The 25651-nt window shown below is 47.1% G+C and carries 20 protein-coding genes; 12 read left to right on the top strand and 8 right to left on the bottom strand.

Translation table 11 applies throughout. The features are described 5' to 3' along the window. Positions 1-240 precede the first annotated feature (240 nt). The 5 genes from NYE45_RS21865 to NYE45_RS21845 all read left to right on the top strand — a co-directional run bounded on the left by NYE45_RS21865 (position 241) and on the right by NYE45_RS21845 (position 7911). A complete protein-coding gene (locus tag NYE45_RS21865; RefSeq protein WP_340013972.1) occupies positions 241-1545 on the top strand; it encodes a hypothetical protein in 1305 nt (434 codons plus the stop codon). 284 nt (positions 1546-1829) lie between these two features. Then, entirely contained in the window at positions 1830-3344 is a 1515-nt protein-coding gene (locus NYE45_RS21860) for an AbgT family transporter (protein ID WP_340013971.1), read from the top strand. Positions 3345-3446: 102 nt separating this feature from the next. Continuing rightward, a complete protein-coding gene (locus tag NYE45_RS21855) occupies positions 3447-4703 on the top strand; it encodes an amidohydrolase (protein ID WP_340013970.1) in 1257 nt (418 codons plus the stop codon). Between the two features lie 606 nt (positions 4704-5309). Beyond that, complete coding sequence (locus NYE45_RS21850; RefSeq protein WP_340013969.1) at positions 5310-7553, top strand: carboxylesterase family protein; 2244 nt, start codon at positions 5310-5312, stop codon at positions 7551-7553. Between the two features lie 145 nt (positions 7554-7698). Continuing rightward, entirely contained in the window at positions 7699-7911 is a 213-nt protein-coding gene (locus tag NYE45_RS21845; protein WP_340013968.1) for a hypothetical protein, read from the top strand. A gap of 137 nt (positions 7912-8048) precedes the next feature. Here NYE45_RS21845 and NYE45_RS21840 read toward each other — a convergent pair whose 3' ends face one another. Together NYE45_RS21840 and NYE45_RS21835 are read right to left on the bottom strand one after the other, a co-directional pair. Beyond that, complete coding sequence (locus tag NYE45_RS21840; RefSeq protein ID WP_340013967.1) at positions 8049-9632, bottom strand: stalk domain-containing protein; 1584 nt, start codon at positions 9630-9632, stop codon at positions 8049-8051. Positions 9633-9861: 229 nt separating this feature from the next. Beyond that, on the bottom strand, positions 9862-10644 hold the full coding sequence (locus NYE45_RS21835; RefSeq protein ID WP_340013966.1) for an SDR family NAD(P)-dependent oxidoreductase: 783 nt from the start codon (positions 10642-10644) through the stop codon (positions 9862-9864). A 149-nt stretch (positions 10645-10793) separates the two neighbouring features. Here NYE45_RS21835 and NYE45_RS21830 point away from each other — a divergent pair, with 149 nt between their 5' ends. From NYE45_RS21830 to NYE45_RS21820, 3 genes are all read left to right on the top strand, one after another. Beyond that, positions 10794-11687 (top strand): LysR family transcriptional regulator, encoded by an 894-nt coding sequence (locus NYE45_RS21830; RefSeq protein WP_340013965.1) that lies wholly within the window; start codon positions 10794-10796, stop codon positions 11685-11687. Positions 11688-11811: 124 nt separating this feature from the next. After that, positions 11812-12771, top strand: coding sequence for an AraC family transcriptional regulator (locus tag NYE45_RS21825; RefSeq protein ID WP_340013964.1), 960 nt, complete (start codon positions 11812-11814; stop codon positions 12769-12771). A 317-nt stretch (positions 12772-13088) separates the two neighbouring features. Continuing rightward, entirely contained in the window at positions 13089-14282 is a 1194-nt protein-coding gene (locus NYE45_RS21820; protein WP_340013963.1) for an MFS transporter, read from the top strand. 72 nt (positions 14283-14354) lie between these two features. Here the strand turns inward: NYE45_RS21820 and NYE45_RS21815 are convergent, their stop codons facing one another. Both NYE45_RS21815 and NYE45_RS21810 read right to left on the bottom strand, forming a co-directional pair. Further along, on the bottom strand, positions 14355-14915 hold the full coding sequence (locus NYE45_RS21815; protein WP_340013962.1) for a DUF1697 domain-containing protein: 561 nt from the start codon (positions 14913-14915) through the stop codon (positions 14355-14357). A gap of 34 nt (positions 14916-14949) precedes the next feature. Next, complete coding sequence (locus NYE45_RS21810) at positions 14950-15600, bottom strand: hypothetical protein (RefSeq protein WP_340013961.1); 651 nt, start codon at positions 15598-15600, stop codon at positions 14950-14952. Between the two features lie 329 nt (positions 15601-15929). Between NYE45_RS21810 and NYE45_RS21805 the strand changes: the two genes are divergently transcribed. Further along, positions 15930-17564, top strand: a complete 1635-nt coding sequence (locus tag NYE45_RS21805) for a nucleoside hydrolase-like domain-containing protein (protein ID WP_340013959.1) — start codon at positions 15930-15932, stop codon at positions 17562-17564. Between the two features lie 88 nt (positions 17565-17652). On the opposite strand, the gene NYE45_RS21800 is transcribed toward NYE45_RS21805, so the two are convergent. Then, positions 17653-18216, bottom strand: coding sequence for a TetR/AcrR family transcriptional regulator (locus tag NYE45_RS21800; protein WP_340013958.1), 564 nt, complete (start codon positions 18214-18216; stop codon positions 17653-17655). Beyond that, positions 18209-19423, bottom strand: a complete 1215-nt coding sequence (locus NYE45_RS21795) for an MFS transporter (protein WP_340013957.1) — start codon at positions 19421-19423, stop codon at positions 18209-18211. The genes NYE45_RS21800 and NYE45_RS21795 overlap by 8 nt, the downstream gene beginning before the upstream one ends. A gap of 220 nt (positions 19424-19643) precedes the next feature. Between NYE45_RS21795 and NYE45_RS21790 the strand changes: the two genes are divergently transcribed. Together NYE45_RS21790 and NYE45_RS21785 are read left to right on the top strand one after the other, a co-directional pair. Then, positions 19644-20450, top strand: a complete 807-nt coding sequence (locus NYE45_RS21790) for an alpha/beta hydrolase (RefSeq protein WP_340013956.1) — start codon at positions 19644-19646, stop codon at positions 20448-20450. Positions 20451-20474: 24 nt separating this feature from the next. After that, positions 20475-21458 (top strand): sensor domain-containing diguanylate cyclase, encoded by a 984-nt coding sequence (locus tag NYE45_RS21785; RefSeq protein ID WP_340013955.1) that lies wholly within the window; start codon positions 20475-20477, stop codon positions 21456-21458. Between the two features lie 186 nt (positions 21459-21644). Here NYE45_RS21785 and NYE45_RS21780 read toward each other — a convergent pair whose 3' ends face one another. Next, a complete protein-coding gene (locus NYE45_RS21780; RefSeq protein WP_340013954.1) occupies positions 21645-23132 on the bottom strand; it encodes a DUF5123 domain-containing protein in 1488 nt (495 codons plus the stop codon). A 102-nt stretch (positions 23133-23234) separates the two neighbouring features. Here NYE45_RS21780 and NYE45_RS21775 point away from each other — a divergent pair, with 102 nt between their 5' ends. Beyond that, on the top strand, positions 23235-23891 hold the full coding sequence (locus tag NYE45_RS21775; protein WP_340013953.1) for a DUF2625 family protein: 657 nt from the start codon (positions 23235-23237) through the stop codon (positions 23889-23891). 156 nt (positions 23892-24047) lie between these two features. Here NYE45_RS21775 and NYE45_RS21770 read toward each other — a convergent pair whose 3' ends face one another. Beyond that, positions 24048-25388: an MFS transporter gene (locus tag NYE45_RS21770; RefSeq protein ID WP_340013952.1), complete on the bottom strand. Its 1341-nt coding sequence runs from the start codon at positions 25386-25388 to the stop codon at positions 24048-24050. Positions 25389-25651: the final 263 nt, after the last annotated feature.

The following is a 25651-nucleotide window of genomic DNA, read 5'->3' as shown; positions in this document are numbered from 1 at the left end:
AATTTACGATTAATGAAAATGATAGACTTCAGACGAACTGACAGGAATAGGGACCAATTCATTCAATAAGTTTGGACTTTGCTAAGTCATGTGATAAGCAGTGCGGGGCATAGGTGAATTCACCTATGGCCTGTTTTGTTATATTGGCGGTTCTGTATATAATTAAAGCTTATAACCCACGGAACATTCGGAGCGATATGATATATGTTGAATTGTGGAGTGAGAGAAGGAGGGGTGTGCATGTATCGTATCGGAATTGTAGGGCCGAAGCCTTCCATTGAGCGAACCATGCGTGCGTTGCAAGGACACAATCTGGGGGCGAGCTACGAGCTATACGCCTATGAGCATGCAAGAGAAACGGGAGACATCATTAGACGAAATCGGGAGAATGTACACGGATGGGTATTTACCGGGCCGATTCCTTATCTGAGTGCCCAAGCTGAACTTTCGGAAAAAGAACATGCGATATATTGCCCTCCTACTGGGGCCAGCTTGTATAAGGCAATGCTTCAGGCCGTCTACACCTTGGACAGTCCGGTGAAAGATATCTCCGTTGATATGACGGACAACGAGAGCTGGGGGCTCATGGACAGTTTGGAAGAACTGAATTTCTCACAGGAGCAATTACGGAAATACGTGTTTTCCATCGATTATGATGTGGAAGAAATGATCGGGTTCCATGTGCGGCACTGGCAGGAGGGGATTACCAAAGCGGCGATTACATGTCTGTATGCGGTGTATCAAGGTTTGCTGGAACGCGGGGTACCCGTCTTCAAAATTGATTCAACCAAGCAGGAAACGGTACAAGCCGTACGCATGCTGATTGAACAGATTCGCAGTTCCGCGTTCAAGGACAGTCAGATTGGCGTGCTCATGATTGAGATCGATCGATTGCATGAAGCGGGAGAGCTGTCGACTGAGCGTTACCAGTTGCAGTATATGGAGCTGAAGATCAAGGGCGTGCTGCTGCGACATTGTGAACTAATCGATGGATCACTTCATCAGGATGGCACCGGAAGGTACCTAATGTATGGTTCGAGAGGTGTGATGGCCAGTAATATGGATTCCCTTCATTCGACCATGCATCAGCTGGAGCTGGATACAGACTTGCCTTCCTTTGCCGGGATTGGGTTCGGGGAGACAGCGTTTGATGCCGAACGTCATGCACGTAAAGCTATTCAGTATGCCAAGGATGATGAGGCTGGACGGATCATTATCTATGAGACAGATGGAACCATTGTGGAGGCGGCAGGAGAAGACCACGAATTATCCTACGAAACCTATTCAAGTGATATCGAATTGCTGGAACAATTGAACAAGGCAGGCGTCAGTATTCGTACATTCCAGAAAATAAAGGCATACATACGCCGAATGGGCAAAGAAGAATTTACAGCCGGAGAGTTGGCTTCCGGACTGTCCATGACCATCAGGCACGTACAACGTATTATGGGTAGCCTCACTGCTTTTGCACTGGCCGAAATTGCTGGCAATGAGCTGAATACAAGGCGGGGAAGGCCGAGTAACCGTTATCGTCTCTTGCGTTAGGTTAGCGAACATAGAACGAAGTAATAAAACCGATGATGCAACCTTATGTCTCATGTCCGTGTGGAGAGGACAAGATGACAAGGATAGCTCAGCGGTTTTTTTATTTCCAGTGTTAAAATACATAACACAGGTATTGAACTTTATGCGGTGATAATTATATAATGTCCTAAAATTACGACATTTTCGTTAAATGTACGTTAATGATCTGCTAACGGGGACAAGACCTTCATCGACTTGTTCAGTCTATCCAGAGGCAGTTCCATCACAGTCAGGGGGTAGTTTGCATGGTCAAAGCGGACAGACAGGAGAACACAGGACTTTTTGGTTGGGTAGAGAAAGTAGGGAACAAGCTTCCCAATCCGTTTTTATTGTTTATCTATCTCATTGTCGCCCTGATGGTTGCCACACTGGTGTTATCGCTTTTTAATGCGACGGCACATAACCCGATTGACGGGGAACAGGTACATGTCAAGAACTTGCTGAGCAGGGAGGGAATTCAGTGGCTATTGCCGAATGTGGTCAAGAACTTTGCCGATTTCAAACCACTGGCTTCCATCCTGGCTCTAGTGCTGGGCATTGGTCTGGCGGAGAAGGTGGGTCTTCTCGAAGCGGTTATGCGTAAAATGGCTGTTCGGGTTCCTGCGCGTTACGCCAGTTATCTCGTTATTTTCATCGCGTTCTTCAGCCATGTGTCCTCCGACGCAGCGCTTGTGATCATGCCTCCGCTTGGAGCGCTGATCTTTCTCGCGGTAGGCAGACATCCAGTTGCCGGATTGATTGCTGCCATTGCGGGGGTTGGAGCGGGTTTTACAGCCAATATGCTCATTGTGACCACCGATGTTTTGCTGTCAGGCATCAGTACCGAGATTGCGGCCTCTGTAGATCCCAACGTGGGTGTTACGGTTCTGGATAACTGGTACTTTATGTCCGCTTCGGTTATTGTGCTGACCCTCGTTGCGGGGTTCATGACTGACAAATTCCTGGAACCACGTCTGGGCCGTTACGAAGGGGAGCGGGTATACAAGCTTGAAGCACCCACACCTGAAGAAAACCGGGCACTACGTGCGTCGGGAATCGCTGCATTGCTTTTTATCGCCGTCATTTCATTCATGGTGATACCTTCCAATGGCGTGCTTCGTAACCCGGAAACGGGAAGTGTCATGGGTTCGCCTTTTCTGGCCGGGATTGTTCCTGTCATTTTACTGTTCTTCTTTACCGTGGCACTGACTTACGGCATTAAACTGAAAGTGATCCAAAACCAGAACGATCTGCCGAAACTGCTCATTGAACCGATCAAAACGATGGCTGGATTTATCGTGATGGTCTTCCCGTTGTCCCAATTCGTGGCGATGTTCAACTGGAGCAACATGGGCAAATTTCTGGCACTGACGATTACGGATTTGCTCGAAAAGACAGGCATTAACGGCATTCCGGTGGTGATCGGCTTGATCTTCCTGTCGGCATTGCTGACGATGTTTATCGCAAGTGGATCAGCGATCTGGTCGATTCTTGCTCCGGTATTTATTCCAATGATGATGTTGCTGGGATTCCATCCGGCATTCACTCAGGTTATTTTCCGGGTATCGGATTCGGTCGTTATTCCATTGGCTCCAGTGTCGCCTTTTGTACCGCTGTTCGTAGGATTTCTGCAGGAGTATCGTAAAGATGCGAAGCTGGGAACGTATTATTCACTGATTTTGCCGTATTCGATTGCGTTCTTCTCAGTGTGGGTGGTTATGGTCATTCTATGGTACGCCTTCAATCTGCCGCTTGGTCCGGGAGTAAACGCAAGATTGTAGAAGATCAGCAGCAGAAGGCTTAGTGACTTATAACGTTGAATGAGTAGTGTAGGACTGTAAGTACGATGAAATAGAAAGAGGTTGGAGAGAGGGGAATGACACATGATGGATATTATCGCGCTTCGCCGGGATCTGCACGCACATCCTGAACTGGGTTTTACGGAATTTCGTACTGCGACCAAAGTGGTGCAGATACTGACGGAGCTAGGGTATAGCGTCACTTATGGAAAAGATGCGATTGACGACACATCACGGCGGGGGCTGCCCAAGCCTGAAGTGTTGGAAGATGCATATCAGCGTGCCATCCGTGAAGGTGCAGATCCCGTAATCGTGGAGCAGATGCGGGGAGGATTCACCGCCGTTGTCGCTGAACTTCAAGGGGAGCAGGAGGGGCCAATGACGGCGTTCCGCTTCGATATGGATGCACTGCCAATCCGTGAGAGCAAGTTGGAACAACATGCGCCGCAAGCAGCACAATTTCGTTCCAGTCATGAAGGTATTATGCACGCCTGTGCGCACGATGGACATACAACGATTGGACTAGCGCTTGCAGAACGGTTGAGTAACCGGAAGTTTGCCGGCAAGATTCGGCTGCTATTCCAGCCTGCTGAAGAAGGTGTGCGCGGAGCATATGCTATGGTCGAAAAAGGAATGCTGGAACAGGTAGATCGCCTGTTCTGTATGCACTTGGGTACCGGTGTGCCATCCGGTCATATGAGAGGTGCGTCTGCCGGATTCCTGGCAACGACCAAGCTGGAAGCACACTTCACCGGGGTATCTTCCCATGCAGGGGCGTCACCGGAGGAAGGACGGAACGCGCTGCTAGGCGCAGCGACCGCCATGCTCAATATTCATGCACTACCCCGGTTCAGCTCGGCAGATACTCGGATCAATGTAGGTATTTTGGAAGGTGGAACAGGGGCTAATATTATTGCTGAGCATGCCCGTATGGTTATTGAGACGCGTTCGACGAGTGAAGAAACCAATCGAGAGCTGGAGCGCCGCGTGCGGCACATCATTGAGCATAGCGCAGCCATGCACGAACTTACCTCAACAGTTGAGGTCGTCGGAAGTGCCATTCCGATTCGGTGTGATATGGAACTTGCAGCGCTTGCGGTTCAGCAAGCGGAAGGTATTGCTGGGTTCACCCATGCGGAGGCCATTTCGGATAGTGCTGCACTCGGCAGCGAGGATGCCAGTTATATGATCCGGCGAGTACAGGAGCAAGGTGGCAAAGCCACGTATATGATTGTTGGCAGTGAGTTGCCTGCGCCGCACCATCATCCTGAATTTGATATTGATGAAGCGGTATTGGCCCCTGCGGTAGAACTGCTGGAGAAGTTGGCACGCACACTGTAAAAGAAGGATTAATAGGACGGCAGATGCAGATATCGATGGATGGAGAGTTAGCGGTCCAGATCAATCATGATGTAAGCTAAGTTTAGACCCGCATGAGAATGCGGGTTTTTGGTGTTAACCCTGTCAGAGATCATATAAAGATGATTTTAAAAAATATATTGCGAACGCTTTCATTCTGTGCTAACATCACCATAACAACAGGATTGTAACCGTGTTTAGGGCAATACCTGTGTCAGTTCATTCGTTGGTTCTTTCATCATCAAACGATTGATTGCGTTTACATTATCATATGGAATGAACCTCATTCCTCAGGGTTGTTACTGATTGCAGGCAAAACCTGAATTGAGGGCAGTAGACCACGCTAAAGCGATGTCTGTTTGCCTTCGGTTCAGGTTTTTTTATATAAAAAAATGCCTGATGGCATGTCCGCAAGCGCCGTAGCAGAAATTTTGAGCAGAAAGGAGCGCAGCAGATTTAAGTTTTCCTAAATAGAGATATAGACTCATCCAGACATTGGAATACTGATTCTCAGATACGCATTTCACATGATCATTTCCAATGAAATTATCCCATCACACACTATTTGACAGCGAGGAGATTTATGACATGAAAACCATTAAACGTTCGATTGCCGTAGCAACAATTCTGGGGTTATGTGTATCCGCTCTACCAGCTTATGCAGCAGGTAATACAGCATCCTCTTCTTCAGCAGCGATGGACAAGCTGATCCAATCCGAACTTATTCGCGGCAGCGGTCAAGGCGTTAATGCGGCGTATCTGGACAAAAAGGCTACACGTATTCAGGCGGCAGTACTATACTTGCGTTTGTCCGGATTGGAGAAAGAAGCACTAGCCTATCAGGGATCGGAAACGTATGACGATGCGGCTCAGGCAGGCAAAGTATTACAACCGGTCGTTGGCTACTTGAAGCAGCATCCGTATGTGGCAGAGATCGTAACAGGAACGGAGAAGTTTGAACCTAATGCACCACTTACAGCGGAAGGTTACGCCGGAATGCTGCTGAAGGTGCTTGGATATGAAGCGGGTACGGATTATGAGCAAGGAGCAGCTTCCACCTATGCGACTGGTAAAGGAATCAAGGCGCTACAAGGGAAGGGCTCGAGTCAACTTACCAATCGCTTGATGGCAGAGGCAACCGCACAGGCATTGCAGACGCAGCTCAAGAATGGCAGTGGAACCTTGGAGCAGAGCTGGCTGAAACATAAAGAAGCTGGGGGGTTCAAACCTCAAACCGTGCAACAGACCAAATATGGTGCGATTGATGGTAAAACCTATGAGCAATATGGCACGCTCGGCTGGCTCGGTGTTCCTTACGCGGCACCTCCGGTAGGTGAACTGCGCTGGAAAGCTCCACAGGAACCGGAAGCATGGACAGGAACGAGATCGGCTAAGGAATTTGCAGCGAACAGCTTGCAGATCTCCGGCAAAAATACTGTAGGCAGCGAGGATTCGTTGTATCTCAATATTTGGCGTCCCGACACAACCAGTTCGAAACTTCCTGTGATGGTGTTCCTGCACGGCGGCGGGAATATGACCGGATCAGGTAAAGATTTTCAGGGTGAACAGCTTGCACGGAGCACCAACAGCATCATTATCTCGGTGAACTACCGTTTGGGAGCCCTCGGATTCTTCGAGAATGCAGCGCTGAAAACAGGCAATGCCCTGGATGACTCCGGTAACTACGGTCTGCTCGATGCATTCCGTGCACTAGAGTGGGTACAGGATAATATCGAAGGGTTTGGCGGAGATACAGGCAATGTTACATTAGCCGGACAATCTGCGGGTGCACGCGATGTGCTGGCAACTCTGATCTCTCCACTTGGCAAAGGACTGTATCAAAAAGCAGTTGCTTTCAGCGGAGGATTGACGACAGCATCACCGGAAGAAGGCGAGCAAAAATCCGAGGATGTACTCGTGAAGCTGCTCGTGCAAGAGGGGAAAGCGGCTAACGCAGAAGAAGCAAAAGCATGGATTGGCAAGCAATCTCAGGCACAGCTGGAGAGCTACCTGCGTGCACTGCCTGCGGACAAGCTGGTCACAGCGTTTGGCGCAACCGCAATCCGTATGGAACCATTCCCGCATCTGTTCCGGGATGGTACCGTGATTCCAAAAGAAGGATTTGACGCTATCAATAACGGTAATTACACGAAAGTCCCTGTATTGCTCGGCAGCCTGGAAACGGAATTCTCCGGCTTTGCCTTCGGTGATCCGAACTTCGCTCCATCTATTGCGGATGGCACTCTGTTTACCGATAAAACCAAGGCGGAGCAATATGCTGCTGCTCTGAAATACGGTAGTGAAGCTTATGCAGGCTTTAATGCAGAACGTGTAGCGGAGCAATTGACGAGTGAAGCAGGTCAACCACCGGTATATGCTTATCGTTTTGCCTGGGGTACACAACCTGGGGTCATCTCTGAGCGTTTGCTCACATTACTGGGCGCACCACATGGTGCAGATATGGACTTCTATACAGGTCATGCAGACGGAATTGCTGCCTATTTCCCTGAGGGGTACTTTAGCGATACAAACAAACCAGGACGTGATCAGTTGTCCGCCGCGATGGCAGCATACCTGAAGCAGTTCCTGTACACAGGCAATCCAAGTACGGGTGGGTCCCCTGATCTGGCGGCATGGACACCTTGGGCGAAAGATGCCCAAGCACCAATTATGCGTCTGGATGCAAGCAATACAACGGCAGAGATTGGCATGTCCACACAATATAATCAAGACAAAGAAGCCGTTATGGCGAAGATGAAAAAAGAATTGCCTGAAGAAACATACAAACTGTTGACGGAAAAAGTGTTCGCAGGTCGTTTCTTCTGGGAATAAGGATCACCGGATAGGAAGGTATATATAAATAGAATGAAAGCCAAGGGAGCTTGCTCTCTTGGCTTTTTATCCTGTTCATTATGCTTAAATATGGTATTGTTGTAAATATAAATTAATAATATTTGGGAAAGGAGAAACGTACATTATGGATGGAGTTAGTAATTATGGTATTGCTGGGATTGTAACGCTATTAATTTTCTTTATCATGATTGGTCTCGTATTATATCTGGTTTTCTATCTTGTGATGAAGAGGTCTGGCGTCAAAGAGGAAGTATCCGCATTAAGGATGGAAGTAAGAGTATTACAAGAGGAGGTAGAGCGGAACAGGCGGGAATTGGAAAATATGAAGCGTCGATGACCGTTTGGTATCAACTATATGTGGAAACGTGGAATAGCGTGTACAACAGTTTGAGAGGTCAGGGGCTTTTCGCCCCTTCCTGCTCAATACAACGTGAAACCATTCATTTCAGCCTTTGCATACCAAGGGCACTCGATCTATTTCCTGGCAAAAAAACTAAGTGTTCCCGTGCTTTCATCTGCACTCACAAACAGGCTTCGTCCGTTAACACGATGAATTCCCTCTGGTGATTCTCCGGCTGTAGGAATCAGACCCAGATAGTCCGGATTGACCGGATCAGCAAGATCAAAGAACAAAATGGCATCTGCCCGTTCGGAAGCTACCGCGGCATATGATGTGCCGTCTACAGTAGCAACGGTCAGATTCTCCACTTCACTTCCCTTGTTGGGACTGCGATCATCCGGGTACAAGCCAACCATGGCGGTTGCCTCGTCAATGAGGTTCTGGCTATCGTACATCCGCTGGCCTTGCAGATCCCAGACAGCAATATTACGTCCGCCTGCTTTTACACCATCCTCAAATTCATTCTTGCCCAAGTCTCCTTCATTGGCTGTCAGCAGGTATTTACCATCTGCCGAGAAAGCAATCCCATCCGGTTCATAACGAGCAGTCAACGTCTCTTTAAACTGAACGATTCCGTCATCTCTCAGATCGGCTTGATGTGAAGTGGTACCAAGCGCGAAGATGGAGCTGATCTTTTTCGTCTCCAGATCTACGATGGCCACGACATTGTTTTCCTGTAACGTGATAGCTGCTGTCTTGCTATCCGGACTAATGGCAACATACTCCGGTTGTGGATCATGCGGATAGATGGCGCCTTCTACATTGTCCAGAGAGACCGGCAACTTGGTGATTGCACCCTCCAATACGTTCCCGCCAGCAAAAGATACAACCATAATGCTACCCGGACGTTTGGTGTTGGCATAGTCAATTTCATCCGCAGCTTTATTCAGTTCTTCATCCTCTATCGCGATCACCGCATGCAGACCGTCAGGTGACAGTGCAATCGAGTCAGGACCAATACCGAGTTCATACGTTTTGACGGTTTTATAGGTTGTCAGATCCACAATGGCAAGCAATCCTTTGTTTGCTTCACTGTCCGTATCCGCTGTGCGAATAACTGCAAGACCATATTTGCCATCTTTGGACACGGTTACGCTTGTGACTTCAGCTTTGGCGGAGAGGTCATGGAAGCTGACCGTCTTCAATACATTGATGTTCTTCAGGTCAGCAATATCCAGTATGGCAATGCTGCCATTGTCCGCTTCGGTTACGAGCAGGCGCTGTCCATCTGGCGTAGAGGCTGATATTTCTGCTTTGCCACCGGGCATCTGGAAGGATGCGGTCCGTTCAAAACCGGTTTTATTTTGTTTTAGGATCAATTGATCCGTGATTAATTGAAGTGTTTGGGAAGATACATACGTTGTACCGTTGGTGATATAGCTTTTACTATCCAGAGGAATTTTCACACCGTTGATGGTGGCTGAGGACGTTCCTACAGGAAGTTGTACTTTAGTATCTGCGATCTGGATATCAACACTGCGACTGCTTCCGTTCCATGTGACCGTACCCTGCATATTTTGGATGGCTGTACGCAGTACGACATGATCATGGGCAGGTTTACTTGCGTCAGCATGAATCATGGATGTGTAGCTTGTTGCTCCTGCGGATAGAATGGCAGTCATCGACAGAACGGCAAGCCATTGATTTCTCTTTTTCAATGTTCCAGATCCCCTTTATCGTTTCGTGTGTGATGAGTTGTACAATTGTTTTAGTATAGGGAGCTTATGTTAAGGAAAGGTAAGAGAAGTGTGCAACTTGTGTAAAAAATGATGTCTTCCAGATATGACTGCAAACAAAAAGCCTATTTGGCAGAATGATTTCTGTCCAATAGGCTTTACTTTACGTTAGTGTGGGGCAGAGCCCAGGAGATCTATACCTTTTGATGGGTTAGAACCAGCGGCTCAAGTCCGGATAACCGGTAGTCGCCCAAGCGCCATCCACGATCAGACTGGAACCCGATACATAACCCGCATCCTCACTCGCGAGGAACAAGGCAGGACCTGTCATTTCCTCCGGCTGTGCAGCCCGTTTCATAGGGATGCGCTCCATATAAGCTTCTTTAATATCTGCATTGGAGAGCAGTTCAGCAGTTAGCGGTGTATCGATCAGGCCAGGAAGAATGGCATTCACACGAATACCGTTGCGAGCCATTTCAAGCGCTCCGTTCTTGGTGAGCATTTCGACGCCAGCTTTGGCAGAAGCATAGGCCGATCCGGCATACATAGGTACTTGGGAGTTGAGAGAAGCTACGTTCACAATGGCTCCGCCACCATGTTTGGCCATCTCAATCGCTTCGTGTTTCATGCTCAGGAAGACTCCCTTCATACATAGATCCACGGTAAAGTCCCAGTCCTTCTCGGAGAGTTCAGTGATTACGCCTGCTCGGGATGCACCAGCCACATTAAAGGCCAGATCCAGCTTTCCGAATCGTTTAACCGCGGCTTGAACCATGTCCTCCACATCTGTTTCAACCGTCACATTGGCTTTAACCCCGACAAAACGTTCCCCAAGTTCGCCTTGGATGGCTTCCAAACGTTCCGTATTCAGGTCAGCGGCAAGTACAGACGCCCCTTCTTGGACAAGTCGTCTTGCAATGGCATAACCGATACCGGATGCTCCGCCTGTAACAATGGCTACTTTACCCGCAAAACGGTTCTCAAACATATTCATATATAGCACTCCTTTGTCTTAGTGAGATAACATGATTTCGCTTACATTTACCTTCAGTTCAAAGTATACTTAATTTTATGATTCATGTATATTTAACAAAAGTGTAGTTGACTTAAAAAAAATTAATGATAGAAGGATAGAGGTTATCTATGAATTTGGAACAAATGCAATATGTACTTGAAGTGGAGAAAACAAAATCAATTACGCTGGCTGCTTCGGCCCTGTCAGTAACGCAATCCACCATCAGTCAGGCCATAACACGTCTGGAGAATGAGCTTGGCATGCCCTTGTTCAGCCGTTCCCGTAATGGTGCGTTTATGCTGGAGCAGGCCAAGCCGATTTTGGATAAAATGAAATCCATCGTGGACATGGTGCAAACGATCAAAGAGGATGCCCAATATATTGGGGAGTCCATCCGTGGAGAACTGCGATTGTCAGCCATACCCGGTGGTGTACCCGGTATTATACCTACGATCGCGAGTATGAAGAAGCGGTATCCTGATCTAAAATTTGAACTTTCCGAGAGTGCTGCACGCAATATTATCAAAGATGTCCGTAACAAACAGGTGGATCTCGGCCTGATTGCCCTTTACCAAGATGATATGGAGCAGCACCTGGCAGGACTACACTTTGTACCGATTGATGAAGGCGTCATGCGCGCGTGCGTGAATCTGACGAATCGGTTGGCGGATCAAAAATCAATCTCCTTGCACGAGCTGAAGAATGAGACGCTTGTGTTATTTAATGATGAGCTGGTGGATGATTTCCTAGGGGAACTTTCACAAAGGGTAGGCGAGGTAGATGTACTTTTTCGAACCAACAATTCTGAAGTGGTCAATGCCGCGCTTGCTCAATTAAATGCTGTGACGATTGGGCATGAATACTCCTTCACACATGACAGAAGTGTACTGCATTATGACTTTACCACCCTTGAGATTGAGGGCATACAACGTGTTATTTCAATTGGCTGGGTCATGCGGGAGAGCAAATCCTCCAACCTTATTATTCAACGTTTTCTGGATCGGTTTCAGTGTAAAGGGTAACGATCTTGTCATGGGTCTGGTCGAAAGGGAGAAAATACGCTAGAATCAATTGAGAATCATTATCAATTAATTCGGGCTTTCTTAACTGACGAGTCTGATCAAGTTATAGGCGAGGTGAATACCCATGTGCACGGATGATGCATTAGGCGTAGTATATCAGCATTACCTGACCCAGGAACCTTATAGTCAGCAGGATGAATATACGTATCTGCTCTCTCCCAAGGCGGGCAGTGGCAATATCAAAAGAGTAACGACATACAGTGGCATTGAGATTTTGTATTCCCAGGTTGAATATCATCAGCCTTATCCAACATATTTTGCATCCGAAACGCCCATTGTGGAGCTGCAATTTGCCTTGTCGGGTCAACGGCATGTTGATATTTCCGGCATGGATTATTCGTTATCGATTGGGCAGGGTGCCCTCATTTTCATGCATGATTTCGAAGCGTGGTTTCATCCTCCGGCAGGGGAGCCGTATACTTCTTTTTCGCTGGGGATTCCGGTATCTCTGTTCAATTATGCAGCGGCCCAACTGGGCAGTTTCAAGCCGATTGCGTTTAATCAGGTATTGGGGCGAAAGGTGTTCAAGCCGATTGTCTTTCAACTGGATAGCCGGATACGAACGATGATTGACAGTTTGATTGTGGAACTAAACAACTGTTATCGATCATCCTTAATGATGGAAGCGACAGCCTTGGAGATCTTGAATCGATTTATGATCCAACTGTTTGATCTGGCGCCGATTCCTGCGGGATTCTCCAGAGAGGACATCCGGAAGTTACACACGGCACGGGAGATTATGGAGGCTTGCATGGTAGATCCACCATCTTTGCTAGCATTGTCCAGACAAGTGGGTCTTAACGATTTTAAATTAAAAAAAGGGTTCAAGGCACTTTTCGGAAGCACGGTCTTCGAATATTTGCGTCAGGTTCGTCTCGACAACGCCATGAAATTGCTGCGCAATCAGGATAACAACGTCACCGAGGCCGCCATTGCGGTCGGTTACAGCAATGTCAGTGCCTTTTCGCAGCAATTTTATCGTAAATTCGGCGTGAAGCCTTCTGAAATGAAAAAGATTTATTAAATAAGATGAACTGAAAGATTACACAAGAACGAAGAGTGCAGAACCAGTCTGGAGAAGCGGAGCGTTCGCCTTTATCAACGGATTTCTCCCTTTAATAGAAGGGAATCACGGAAATCTGGTGATAACAGCGATCGGAAGATGGTACTGTAATCGTAGTGGTCTGGTGTAACGTTTTATGGGTTGATCTTATTTAGAATAAAATTAATAAATCCGCCTTGCGGTGAAATTGTTCCGTATAGAGGCAGTGGGGATTCTCTCAGCCTTGTATACTCCAGGTACAGTGGATACTGTACTGAAATATAGAGGAGTGTATAAGCATGAACCGAATCAGAGGAAGTATTTTTTTTAGCGTTTTTGCAGCCATGTTGGGTCTGATGCTGATTGCACCCATTATGCCGCCGCTTATTCGCGAGTTGGGCATGAAAGAAAGTCATTCCGGTCTTATTATTTCGCTTGGGTCCATTATGATGGCTGTCATGGCTCCGGTATGGGGCAGATTCAGTGATCTGAAGGGGAGAAAACCCATCATATTGATTGGATTCATAGGGATGTCTGTTAGCTGTGCTTTATTCGCCCTGGCATTGTATGGGGGATTGAATGCATGGATTGGAGGGGGCGTGTTGTTAACTGTTCTGATTGTGACGCGCAGTCTAATCGGTATGTTTATTCCGGCCGTACTCTCTTCTGCCCAAGCCTATATGGGTGATGTTACAGAAGGGGAGGAGCGGGGAAGCGGGATGGCGATTATTAGCGCTGCCAATGGACTTGGCCTTGTATTTGGACCCGCGATTGCGGGAGCTTTTACCATCATCGGTCTGCTCTGGCCGCTTTATTTTGGCATTTTTATAGCGATCGCTGCGTTTATTATCGCTTTGTTGTTAATCCCGGCAGCCAAACCCGTCATTCAGGCAAAGCCACCTAAAGTCAACCCGTTCCAACGTGGGCTGCGAATGTACCTTGCTGCAGGCTTGGTTACGATGATTGGTATCATGACATTGCAGGTTGTCGGGGGATTTTATTTTCAGGATCAACTGGCTCTATCTCCGGCGGCGACGGCCCGAATGGTTTCGTTTGGACTCATGTTCTCCGGAGCAGCCATGTTGATCATGCAGGTCATTCAGATGAAGTGGTTGAAATGGCAGCCGCGTCCGATGATTTTGATGGGGTCCCTTTTTCTGATCGCAAGCATGATCCTGTTTCTTGTATCCACCCAGTTGCCCATGTACTATTTCTCATTCTTCCTGTTCGGTATGGGTTCGGGGCTGATGATGCCTGGTTTCATGGCAGGTGCTTCGCTCGCGGTCAGCAAAGAACAGCAGGGGGGAGCAGCGGGATTGGTAGCAGCGATTCAGGGGATATCCGCCGTCATTACTCCGATACTTACAACGACGCTCTATCAGGTGGATAAACATATTCCATTTATGCTAGTTGCCGTTCTGGTTGCTTTAATGGCAATTATGATGCTGGGAATGAGAAAGAACCAGCCCCAATCGGTAGCCGGATCTCATTAGTTAGCCGCGTGATTTAAACTAGAATGTTTGCCATAGAGGTATGGTGCTGCGAAGCCGGATACGGCGTCCCATTCAACGCGTAGCAGCGGCTGCCTGCATTAGCGCATAGATCTTACGTGTGGTATTCACATTTCTAACCGTCATATAGGCATAGACTTTGGACCCCACAAGCTTGTTCATGCCACTTTTCGACGCATCTTCTCTGCTGACCGAATATAAGATGGCTCCGGGTACATAGATCAGCGTGCCTATTTCCGGTTTGATGGGCAGCTTGTCCAGCACGGAGGGCTCGTTGATCTCATCCCAAAGGAACATCACGTCACTTTTGGCCGTGTCATCATTAGCCCATTCCGCTGGCAGCGCCTGAATAACGGATTGGATTTCATCCATATTCCGCACCATGACCCTGATCTGTAAGCCGAAATCGGCGGCGATAGCCTGTTCTAACACATGGGATATCTCCGCATTCGCATTGGCACGTTCCTGATGATCGGCAAAGATAATATTGCCAGAGTTGATGTAGGTCACGACATCCAGCATGCCTGCTTGTTCAAACGTTTCTTTCAGCTGCTTCATATTAATTTTATTGTTCCCGCCTACATTAATACCCCGTAGCAAGGCCACATAGTTCATATGGATGCCCCTCCAATTCCTTTAAGACAATGATTTAACAAAATGACAGATATTCGAAAAGATGTGCAGTATACTCTTCTCCCAACAGATCATTCAGTAGCGGTTCCACATGCTCCAGATACTCAGGCTTGGTTTCATAAGTTTCTTCATCTTTCACTTCCCCGGCATAGCTCCGTGCCGCTTCGATCAGGATAGCTAGTGCACTGAAAAAATCAGACAGCGAATCAGCGACACGATTGGCTTCTCCACCTGTAAAAGCGGCATATACGGGAGAGTTAGGTGCTTCCACATCTACAATAATCGGATCATCGTTCACATTTGCGATGACGACGTGGTTTTTTGGCCAAGTGGAAGATTCTTCATAGGGTTCATTCATGCCAATCCAACGGTAACCTCGTTGCTGACGGTGCAGATGTTCAGGTGCAACAAAGGCGATCAGCGCTGCATCACCGATCTCGACGGCAGCATTTTTCATTTTGAGTGTACCTTCAGCTTCCGCATCCATCATTTCATAATGACTGTACAGATACTGAAGTTCTGGAGAAAGAGGTATTCGCGGATCGACTTCCGGTTGGTGATGTTGTTCGCGAGGACGCAGATCATGATTTTGGAAAAGTCCATAAGCTTCATTATATAAATCCTGCTGTTCCACAAAACGGGTTAAGGCCGCATCCAGTTGTTGCATGGTGTCTGATTCCTCCTGGTAATATTGGTTTAGTACTACGCCGATTCATTTGATTCTTGGCTACAAGCATTATACTATATCAAAGATAAATTCGGTAAAAACGTTTGAATACGTTTACATTCATTTGTGAACATGATATAATTTCATTCAAATAAGGATTGTTACTGCTTCGGGCAGGCAAAACCTGAACACACTATGCGTGGACTTTGTGCCATTCGTATTGTTGTTCGGGTTTTTTTGCATTCTACGGTCCATATTAAGGATAGAAAAACAGAGGACGTACTTATCCCGACACCAACATCACGCTGTACACAAGAAAGGGGAGCATTATGAACAAGAGAAAATGGTTAAACGGTTTTGCCGCAGGTTGTCTCAGTATAATTCTGGTGATTAGTGGATGCGCATCCAAAGCACCACAAACCGCGAGTGACACACCGAATCAGGCAATAGAGCAGACGGAAAATGAAACCCAGGAACCTGCAAACAACCAAGCTGCCAAAGGCAGAACGGTGATTACAACCGATGGTGAAGTGGATGATATGAACTCGGTCATTCGTTTCCTCTTGTATTCGAATGAGATGGATCTCGCCGGAATTGTACTGACCAGCTCCGTGTATCATTATGCTGGAGACGAGGAAGCGGGGATCAAACCGTTCCGCTGGACAGGCACACAATGGGTGTATGACATGATCGATGCCTATGGCGAGATCTATCCGAACTTGTCCAAACATGCGGAGGGCTACCCGGAGCCGGAACAGCTTCGAGCGATGACCAAGATCGGGAATATTTCCGATAAAGGGGAGATGGAGAAGGAAACCGAAGGTTCCGAATTCCTCGAAACTCTTTTCCTCGACGATGATTCCCGAGATCTGATTGTTCAGACATGGGGTGGCACCAATACGACAGCCAGAGCGCTGAAATCGATTGAGGAACAGTACAAAGACACGGCTGAGTGGGATACGATTCGCAAAAAAGTCAGCGACAAACTGGTCCTGTACATCATTCTCGATCAGGATGACAGTTACAATGAATACATTGCGAAGAATTGGCCGGATATCCGCATTCTCAATGACCAATCGAACTTCTGGCATTTTGCCTATGCATGGAAGATGCATGCTGAAGAAGTGAACAGTAAGCTTCATGGCGACTGGATGGTCAAGAACATTCTGGATGGACATGGCAAGCTGATGGATATGTATGCGTCGATGGGTGACGGTAAGATGATCGAAGGCGAACTGGCTGAAGAACAGCGCGGAAGTGCTGAATATCTCAAGAAAAATCCGCAATATGACAAATATGATTTTATATCTGAGGGAGATTCTCCATCCTTCTTCTATCTGATCGATAATGGGCTGCGCAGTATGGAAGACCCTTCCTACGGCGGTTGGGGTGGACGCTTTGGCGTCGTGAACGACAAGCTGTTTAGAAACAATGTGCTTGATTACGATCCCTACACCAAACGCTATGAAGCCGAATACTCTCTAATGAGATGGTTTGACGATGTGCAGGATGATTTTGCAGCACGTGCAGACTGGGCAGTTGCAGACACTTACGAAGGTGCCAACCATAATCCGTCCTTAACGATTAAGGAAGGGCTGGACCTGAGTGTAAGTCCTGGGGAGGAAGTTACTCTTCACGCGGAAGGCACAGACCCGGATGGAGATCAACTGACGTATACGTGGTGGAGATATTTCGAAGCGGACACATATGAGGATTCCAAAGTAGAACAGAATAAAGTTCAGCCAGAAATGGCGGGCGACCTGTTGCTTGGATTGCATCGTGAACTTGCCAAGGATGAGCAGGTGGATACGATAAAATTGCAGGGCAGTGAAACCGAAGCGGTGACATTCACCGTTCCTGACGATGCCAAATCGGGCGATACCATTCATATCGTTGCCGAAGTACAGGATGATGGAGAGCATCAGTTGAAGCATTATCAACGTGTAATCCTAACTGTGAAATAAAGAAATAGAGGGGGTGTCCCAAAAGTCATCAACATGACTGGCGGGGCGCCCCTCTTATTTGTATAGTCTCATTGTAATCAATGATTCGTTAGCGCTGGATGCCTGACCATAAGACATTCCAGGTGATCGCCAAAGCTTGTTCATAGGATTGTCGTGTCTCATACACGAGCTGTACATCCAATCCATCCATCACGGTGACAAAGGCTACGGTGGCTTCTTCCGGACTCAGGCGTATATCAGGATGCCTGGTAAATACGGCTGCCAGCTCTTCCTTCAGTGTCCCGAGGTACGTTCGATATTGGGCCAGCACAAAATCATGCACCTCCAGCGGTGTGATAAAGGAAAGGATATACATAAAAGCGACGTTCGGGTGAGTCAAAAAGCGATTTTTGTGTTCATGCAAAAAGGCATATAGCTGCTGATCCAGAGTTTGGGTAGCAGACTCGCTGAAGAATAGGCGTACAAAACGCTGTTCCTCCTGCACGACTTCCTCATATAACTCCAGCAATAACGCTTTTTTGGATGAATAATGATAAGCCAGGGATTGCTTGCGAATGCCTGCCTCTTCGGCAATCTGCGCCATCTTGGTCCCCTCGTAACCCAGACGATTAAAATGTTGAATGGCAATTTCTTTGATTCGTTTTTTACTCAATGTCTACCTCCAGTTGGCGAGCTGTATACCTCTGCTGTTTTTGGGAGTATACCAAATATAACAAGATATATACCACAAAAATGCCTATAGAGATAGCATACACCACCGTATAGGAAAATGCAGAAGCTACCACGCCCAGAATCAACGAGCCACCACCAATCCCGAGGTCAAAAAAATTAAAGAAGGAAGCCATCGCATTTTCATGCTCATGTTCTTCTACAAGATTCACACACCAGGTCTGAATAGCCGGGAATATGGCACCGAAGCCAAAGCCGTATAACGCGCCAGCGATCAGGAATTGCACTTCATTCTGGGCGATCGTCAGAACCAGTAGTCCTGCAATTGCAAACACCGCTGAAGGCAACAACACGGAGCCAGGTCCCAATCGATCAAACATTTTTCCGGAAAAGAGTCGGACGGCGAAGCTGGCGATAGCGACGATAAAGAAAAACCAGGCGACATTGTTGAACCCTCTCTCGGCAGCAAATAAAGCCACAAAGGACATGATCGAGCCGGCTGCAATGCCAACCAGCATGATGAGCAACGAAGGGAACAGTACTTTCTTTTCGATCAACTTGACGGTCGCAGCAGGAAGTTCAGAGCTTTCGCTACCAGATAACGGTCTGGGCTTTCTGGAAACAAACACGGCCATCAGGAGAGCCAACAGCAAAATGCACATGCCTCCCATAAACAAACTCTGATAGTCGTACCTAAACAACAGGCTTGTTCCGATCAGTGGACCGATGGATATGGCGACGGTTTCCCCTACCCCGAAATAGCCCATGCCTTCTCCTCGGCGATCTCTGGGTATATTTTCGGTAGCCATCGTAGCAAAAAATGTCGTCGCCAAACCAAATCCAAATCCATGGATTACCCTGAACACGAGAATCATCCAGATACCTGACGATAGGTAGTATGCGCCAGTCATCAATGCACAGATGATTATCCCGAGAATCAACAAATATTTTTTGTCTATTTGAGTTGCTAATACAGATGTGAAGGGTCGAATCAAGATGGCAGAAAACATAAATATGCCGGTAACCAGCCCAATCTGCGAAGCTTCTCCACCCAAACTTGAGACGAAGAGCGGCAAGGTGGGAAGCAGCATTTCAAAGGCCATAAACAATAATGCGTTGGCTAACATGATAAATATGAATGATCTTCCCCATAGGTGCTGAGGTGAATGGCTGTGTGTTGAAGTACTCATGATTTTCCTCCGTAATATTAATCTCTGTCGCGCGACATGTTGAATCGATTTTACCTGACGATCGTCAGAATGTAAAGCGCGTATTCAGAGCATTGATTAACGAAGTTTTTTGTGAATGAGAGAAGTGATTAATAATTTTTAATCCATATCCCAACATTTTCCGATATAATAATCAGATAGATTGACTCAAGTGAGTACTACCTCAGAGAGGTGATATGAAATGACGATTGATGTGCTTGTAAGAAATAATGTTAAAGTACTTGGTTCAGGTAGCCAAACGATTGTATTTGCACATGGTTTTGGATGCGATCAGGATATGTGGCGTTACATTGTTCCAAGTTTTACAGAGAACTACCGTGTAGTTTTGTTTGATTACGTTGGATCTGGTGAATCTCAAATTAACTATTATGATGCTGGCAAATATAGCAACCTCCAAGGATATGCCCAGGATGTGCTGGAAATTATGGAAGTACTTGAACTACAGGACACCATATTTGTCGGGCATTCCGTCAGCAGCATGATTGGCATGCTGGCATCGATTCATAACCCCAAATATTTCAAACAAATTGTCATGTTGGGGCCTTCCCCACGTTACGTGAATGATCTTCCGAATTATTATGGAGGTTTTGATCGGAATGATATCGATGAATTGCTTGAGATGATGCAGATGAATTTTATTGGGTGGGCGAGTTATCTGGCACCCATTGTGATGAACAATCCGGAACGGAAAGAGCTGACAGAAGAGTTGGAGAAAAGCTTCTGTTCCAGAGATCCGCATATTGCGAGACAATTTGCCGAAGTGACGTTTTTATCGGACTGTCGTATTGATCTGGATCAGGCAACTGTGCCAACGCTGATTCTTCAGTGCTCTGAAGACAGCATTGCTCCGGTGGAAGTAGGGGATTACTTGCACGCTCATCTCAAGAACAGCAGGTTGCAACAGATGACGGCCAAGGGACATTATCCGCATCTAAGTCAACCGGAAGAAACGATCCGCATGATTAAGGATTATTTAACGAGCGCATAAAACTCGGTAGAAAGGCGTTATTCCATGGATATACAATTAGATCTGGCTCCCTGTGGATATTTCTCTATCTCAGATTCGGGCATCGTACAATCGATCAATCAAACTTTGCTTACGATGCTTGGATATGAACGCGATGAGCTTGTGGGGCAACATATTGAGTCCACCATGTCGGTGAGCAACAAGGTGTTTTTCCATACGTATTTCTATCCCTACATCCAGTTATATGGACATGTGGACGAGATGTACTTCACGTTTCGTACTCGTGATCAGCAGGCTGTTCCAGTTCTGCTTAACGGTGTTCGTCAGACCCGTAACGGGGAAAGCGTGGTCGATTGTGTCGTTGTAGTCATGCGTAAGCGAATCGAACATGAGAAGGATATTCTGCATACCAAAACAAAGCTACAGGAGCTGTATCAAGCGACCCAAGAAGCGAACAAGGAGCTTGAACGATTACACGAGGAATATAAGATCAAAGAGCAGGCCCTTATTAAAGTGAATGATCAGTTGGAGACGCTGGCCTCCACAGACTTGCTGACAGGACTGAAGAACCGTAGGTTTTTCCAGGAAAAAATGGTGGAAAGCTTGCTGTTGTTCCAGGAGAAACAACGTTATTTCTCTCTTCTGGTAGTGGATATTGATCATTTCAAAAGCATTAATGATACGTACGGACATCCGATCGGAGATCTGGTGCTCGGCAATCTGGCGGGACTGCTGCAATCGGTGTCGCGCAGTACGGATGTGGTGGCGCGTTACGGTGGAGAGGAATTTGTTATCATTCTTCCAGATTGTGAAGAGGAGCAGGCGATCGGTATCGCAGAACGATATCGTTCACAGGTTGCTTCAGCCGACTGGGGTGAATATAACATTACTGTGAGTATCGGTGCGGCCACTGTGGTAGAGGAAGATACGGAAAAGTCCTTGTTCCAAAAAGCGGACAACGCCCTGTATGCCTCCAAAACCGGAGGACGAAACCGGGTAACACATGCAGTCCAGATGGTAAGAAGTTAAGGGTTGGATTGGATCAAAAAAAACGAGAAGGAGCCTGTGCATTATGAGGGAGATGATCCCACATAGCACAGGCTCCTTTTATTTGTGTGAAACAAAATGAACCAGGGCGTGTCTGAAAATTCCGAAAGTGCACTTCAGCGAGTTTTGAGACACCCCTAATCGAACATGGGTGTCCTCAGGGTTATTTTATCGTGGGGCAAGGTAGCCATACGCTTTCGCCGGAGAATTCGTCTGAAGACGGAAATCTTCGTTGGACTCATCCGTAAATGCCGGGTTCACATATAGAGCGTGTACATCGTTTCCAGATCCCTTGATGTAGGCGGTGAGGCCGGAGTAGGCTTTATTTTTCCAAACCCACAGGGCATCTTCCTGTTCTCCTGGTGAGTAATAGACATTATGGTCAAACACGTTGCCGGTATTGCTGGTATATTCATTGTATATCAGTACTTCCGAGCTGCCCGATACGAGAATGTTACGCATAAACGTATTGTTCTTCGTCCGTGATTGCATGAATAACTGTCCATTGCCTGCATTCAGCGTATCATTCCCAACAAGCGTATTGTACATAATCTTGCTATCCTCGGTAGCTCCTCGTTCCTCGTCATAACCTCCCATGGCAATACCCGTCAATCTGTTGGAGTAAATCAGGTTATCTCTCACGGTAATGTTACTTGTCGAACGTCCGGCATGCTCCGAGGCAATCTCAATTCCGATATCGCTCCGATACACCCGGTTCTGGTCGATGATATGATCTTTCCCGCCATCTACATAAATGCCACCGGCCGAGTTGGTATCATTGGGCAGGTCTGTTCCGTAGGAGGGATTGTTATTGGATGTAATATCGTATACTTCGTTGCCTCGTACAATGCCGTTCCGAGCCTGATCGTACGTGTCGTCCTCAGACGTACCTTCGTACCCGATCAGATCAATGCCAATATTGTCGGAATCATGGATGATATTGTTCTGTATGGCAAACGTATCAACATTACCGTTGACTGCGAGAGACTCGCTTGAACCGAGCGTTAGATCGTACAATTCATTATCCTTGATGATGATATCGCGTAATGCTTGAGGGTGCTCTGTGCCATATATGGCAATGCCGTGCGCATCCCTGCCCCGCAAATCGGGACCTTCAGGAGGTGCATAACTAGCAATCGCGTGTATGGTGTTGCCTAACAGCTGAATGTGTTCACCTGCGCCATGGACATAGATCCCGGTTGGAACCTGGCCGCCAAGTGTGGTCGTGAAGTTACGAATTTCAAGATTTTGAATCGTGATATAACTGGCATTTTCGATTTCAATCAACCCTTCGATCCCCCGAACGGATAGATCTTTACCATCAAGGATAACCTTCTCCTGAGGATATCTGGAAAATAGGGTCGGATTAGCGGAAGAATTACCGCTCCGCGTGATTTTGATTTTCTGGTGATAGACCCCTTCACGTAAATAGATCGTGCTTCCTGGGGAAGCATGGTCGGCAGCGTGCTGCAATGTTTTCCATGGAGATTGAATGGTTCCTTCATTTGAGTCGTTTCCTTGGGGTGATATGTAATGGATGACCTGAGGATCGGACTTTTGAACAGAAACAGGTTCCTTCATGGAAGATGTATGATCCTGGCAACCGGATACGAGCAGCATCAGAATTGGAATCATAAGTAAAACTAAGCGAGTCAAATCGTTTCCCCCTTGCATTTAGCTTTGAAGCTAGATTATAGCAGATTTGAACGGGTTAATAAGCCATGATATGCTCTTATAAAATCAGCGAGGAGACTGCTCATGAATACATTAACGATAGCTGAATTGGTAGATCGAGAGAATCACGCATGGGAAGAACTCAAGGAACTCTTGGATAGCGGGCAAAATACATATGAGTATGTTCCAGCACAGCAGGAGGCTGGAGGGGATACGCTCTATCGTCTGCAAATAAGCACCAAATCCTATCTGGGGGCTGTTGCTTATGAGACAGAAGGTATTGTACTGGACCATGGCTGGATCACGCTGCTGGGTGCGGGTGGTGACAGTACATCTGGGAGTCTCACAAGTTGGAATGGTGTGAGTGAGCAACCTTGGGTAGATGTACTGGAAGGCATGATGGTCGTCGCATATGATGCGGCAGGCGGTTTCTTCGGACTGGATACAGGCAAGTATGGCCGCACAGGACACATTTATTATTTTGCACCGGATACACTCGAATGGGAATCGACAGAACTGGCATATTCAGGTTTTATCAACTGGCTGGCGAATGGCGATCTGGAGCAGTTCTACCAGACGTTCCGCTGGAAAGGCTGGCAAGAGGACATGTCTCAACTCCAGACAGGACAAGTATTTGCGTATTACCCACCTCTTTGGACGCAGGAAGGTGACGGCGAGATCAGCAGTAAAGCCCCAATTAGCATCATGGAGGCCTGGAAGTTCGCACTGGACGGGAAATAGTTGGCATGCTGCTGTAGGATGGAATAAGGAAAGTAACCGGTAAGTTCAAGTACATTGAGTGATCCATTTTGAAAAAAACGGCATTTCTGTTCCAAACTAAAAAAAGGCTCGCGCTTGGTGCGGGCCTTTTTGGTTCTGAACTTTAAACATCAATTATCAATTGTCCAATGTAACAGGTTTAATGCCTGAGCGTGGAGCTCTGCTGTGCCAGACGGTCAATCCGAGTGAAACAACGCAAACGAGCAACAGACATGCATATACCACATGGTAAGCTTTCTCTACCGAGACCCCCGGAATGCTGTGGAGCAACAGCCCACATACGGCTACAGACACCGAACCACCGAAGAATTGAATCAGTTGTAACATGCCCATACCAGAACCAATTTGCGCTTTGGGCAGCACACGTGACGCTTCATTATTCAGTGAAGCCATGGAGGCTGAGAGTGCCGGTGAGAAAAAGAGATAACCACTGGTAATGATCAAGGCGGACTGATCAAGTCCAAGCATAAATAAGGCAAGTACCGCTGCGAGCAGGATGTGTCCAATGATCATAAATCGCATATTGCCATAACGGTCGATCCAGCGTCCGACGAAACGGGTGCAAAATGCTGCAACAATAGCTCCAGGAGCAATCAGCAAACCAATGGCGAGCGAAGAGCGTCCATATAGATCAGCGAGCACAAGCGGCATCAAAAACAAATTGCCCAGATTCACCACCAGCACACAGAATCCGATCAGGATTAATCGGGTGTATCCTGGCGTTCGGAACACTTGTGGATTCACAAACGGAAGATTCGCTTTCCGAATATACAGGAGGTGTGCAATAAGCGAGATAACGCCAATGGCAAACCAGAACCAGGATTGCTGGGTGATTGCGACAAGAAGTGTAGTGGCATTAATGACGGTTAATATGGCGCCAATAACATCGAACGGCTGATCTGTTTTGACCGTTTCCCGTGGAAGGAAATAGAGCAATACGGGCAGGGCGAGCAGGACAAGCACGGTTATGGCAAAAAGTCCGTTCCAGCCCCAGTACTCGCTAATGAGTCCGCCGACAATGGGGCCAAGTCCGAAAGCCATGGCGCTACCTGATGAGATCAGCGCGATAGCAGCTCCGCGTCGTTCCACTGGGATGTAACGACTTGCAATGACGAGACCCAGCCCGGCCATAACTCCTGCACCGGCAGATTGTAGTATGCGTGTCAGCAACAGGATCGCGAAGTTATGCGCGAACAATCCGAGCAACGAAGATAACCCCAGGATCAGGAGTCCAACCGTTAGCAGTTTGCGTACCGGGATACGGTCTGACAATCGGCTATAGATCACCGTCGACAAGGCGTAACCAATCGAATAACTTGAGATGACCCAAGACCCCAGGTCGGAGGTAATCTGCAGATCTTGAATAATGACTGGCAAAGAAACATTGAACATGGTGGTGTTCATCACAACGATGAACAGGCAACACGTCCAGAGTGGCATGACGATTTTATCTTTCACGGTACCATTCCTGTCTTATCTATGAGAATGTGAATTCGGATAGAAATGTGATGAAAATTTGATGCAAAGCAATATATCATTTTACACTCCATTTCGTCATATGGCAATAATGTCATACTTATTCGTTCGGAAGTGATGAGCATAGAAAGATATTAATAATAAACAATAGACGAATTTCCTGTATTTAACTAAAATGATCATTGAACATACATAACAGCATTAGAAACAGCAACACATAATAGCATACTGAAAATGAAGGGGAT

The sequence above is a fragment of the Paenibacillus sp. FSL K6-1318 genome, assembly GCF_037976905.1.
Lineage (GTDB): Bacteria > Bacillota > Bacilli > Paenibacillales > Paenibacillaceae > Paenibacillus > Paenibacillus amylolyticus_A.
The sequence above is the reverse complement of the archived record's forward strand: the minus strand, read 5'-3'. Positions and strand labels throughout refer to the sequence as shown.

What these genes read in the sequence shown, in the direction of transcription:
- NYE45_RS21830 (WP_340013965.1), top strand. Translation starts at nt 10,794, where the DNA reads ATGAATTTGGAACAAATGCAATATGTACTTGAAGTGGAGAAAACAAAA.
- NYE45_RS21805 (WP_340013959.1), top strand. Translation starts at nt 15,930, where the DNA reads ATGAACAAGAGAAAATGGTTAAACGGTTTTGCCGCAGGTTGTCTCAGT.
- NYE45_RS21775 (WP_340013953.1), top strand. Translation starts at nt 23,235, where the DNA reads ATGAATACATTAACGATAGCTGAATTGGTAGATCGAGAGAATCACGCA.
- NYE45_RS21845 (WP_340013968.1), top strand. Translation starts at nt 7,699, where the DNA reads ATGGATGGAGTTAGTAATTATGGTATTGCTGGGATTGTAACGCTATTA.
- NYE45_RS21790 (WP_340013956.1), top strand. Translation starts at nt 19,644, where the DNA reads ATGACGATTGATGTGCTTGTAAGAAATAATGTTAAAGTACTTGGTTCA.
- NYE45_RS21855 (WP_340013970.1), top strand. Translation starts at nt 3,447, where the DNA reads ATGATGGATATTATCGCGCTTCGCCGGGATCTGCACGCACATCCTGAA.
- NYE45_RS21825 (WP_340013964.1), top strand. Translation starts at nt 11,812, where the DNA reads ATGTGCACGGATGATGCATTAGGCGTAGTATATCAGCATTACCTGACC.
- NYE45_RS21820 (WP_340013963.1), top strand. Translation starts at nt 13,089, where the DNA reads ATGAACCGAATCAGAGGAAGTATTTTTTTTAGCGTTTTTGCAGCCATG.
- NYE45_RS21835 (WP_340013966.1), bottom strand. Translation starts at nt 10,644, where the DNA reads ATGAATATGTTTGAGAACCGTTTTGCGGGTAAAGTAGCCATTGTTACA.
- NYE45_RS21795 (WP_340013957.1), bottom strand. Translation starts at nt 19,423, where the DNA reads ATGAGTACTTCAACACACAGCCATTCACCTCAGCACCTATGGGGAAGA.
- NYE45_RS21865 (WP_340013972.1), top strand. Translation starts at nt 241, where the DNA reads ATGTATCGTATCGGAATTGTAGGGCCGAAGCCTTCCATTGAGCGAACC.
- NYE45_RS21850 (WP_340013969.1), top strand. Translation starts at nt 5,310, where the DNA reads ATGAAAACCATTAAACGTTCGATTGCCGTAGCAACAATTCTGGGGTTA.
- NYE45_RS21785 (WP_340013955.1), top strand. Translation starts at nt 20,475, where the DNA reads ATGGATATACAATTAGATCTGGCTCCCTGTGGATATTTCTCTATCTCA.
- NYE45_RS21815 (WP_340013962.1), bottom strand. Translation starts at nt 14,915, where the DNA reads ATGAACTATGTGGCCTTGCTACGGGGTATTAATGTAGGCGGGAACAAT.
- NYE45_RS21810 (WP_340013961.1), bottom strand. Translation starts at nt 15,600, where the DNA reads ATGCAACAACTGGATGCGGCCTTAACCCGTTTTGTGGAACAGCAGGAT.
- NYE45_RS21860 (WP_340013971.1), top strand. Translation starts at nt 1,830, where the DNA reads ATGGTCAAAGCGGACAGACAGGAGAACACAGGACTTTTTGGTTGGGTA.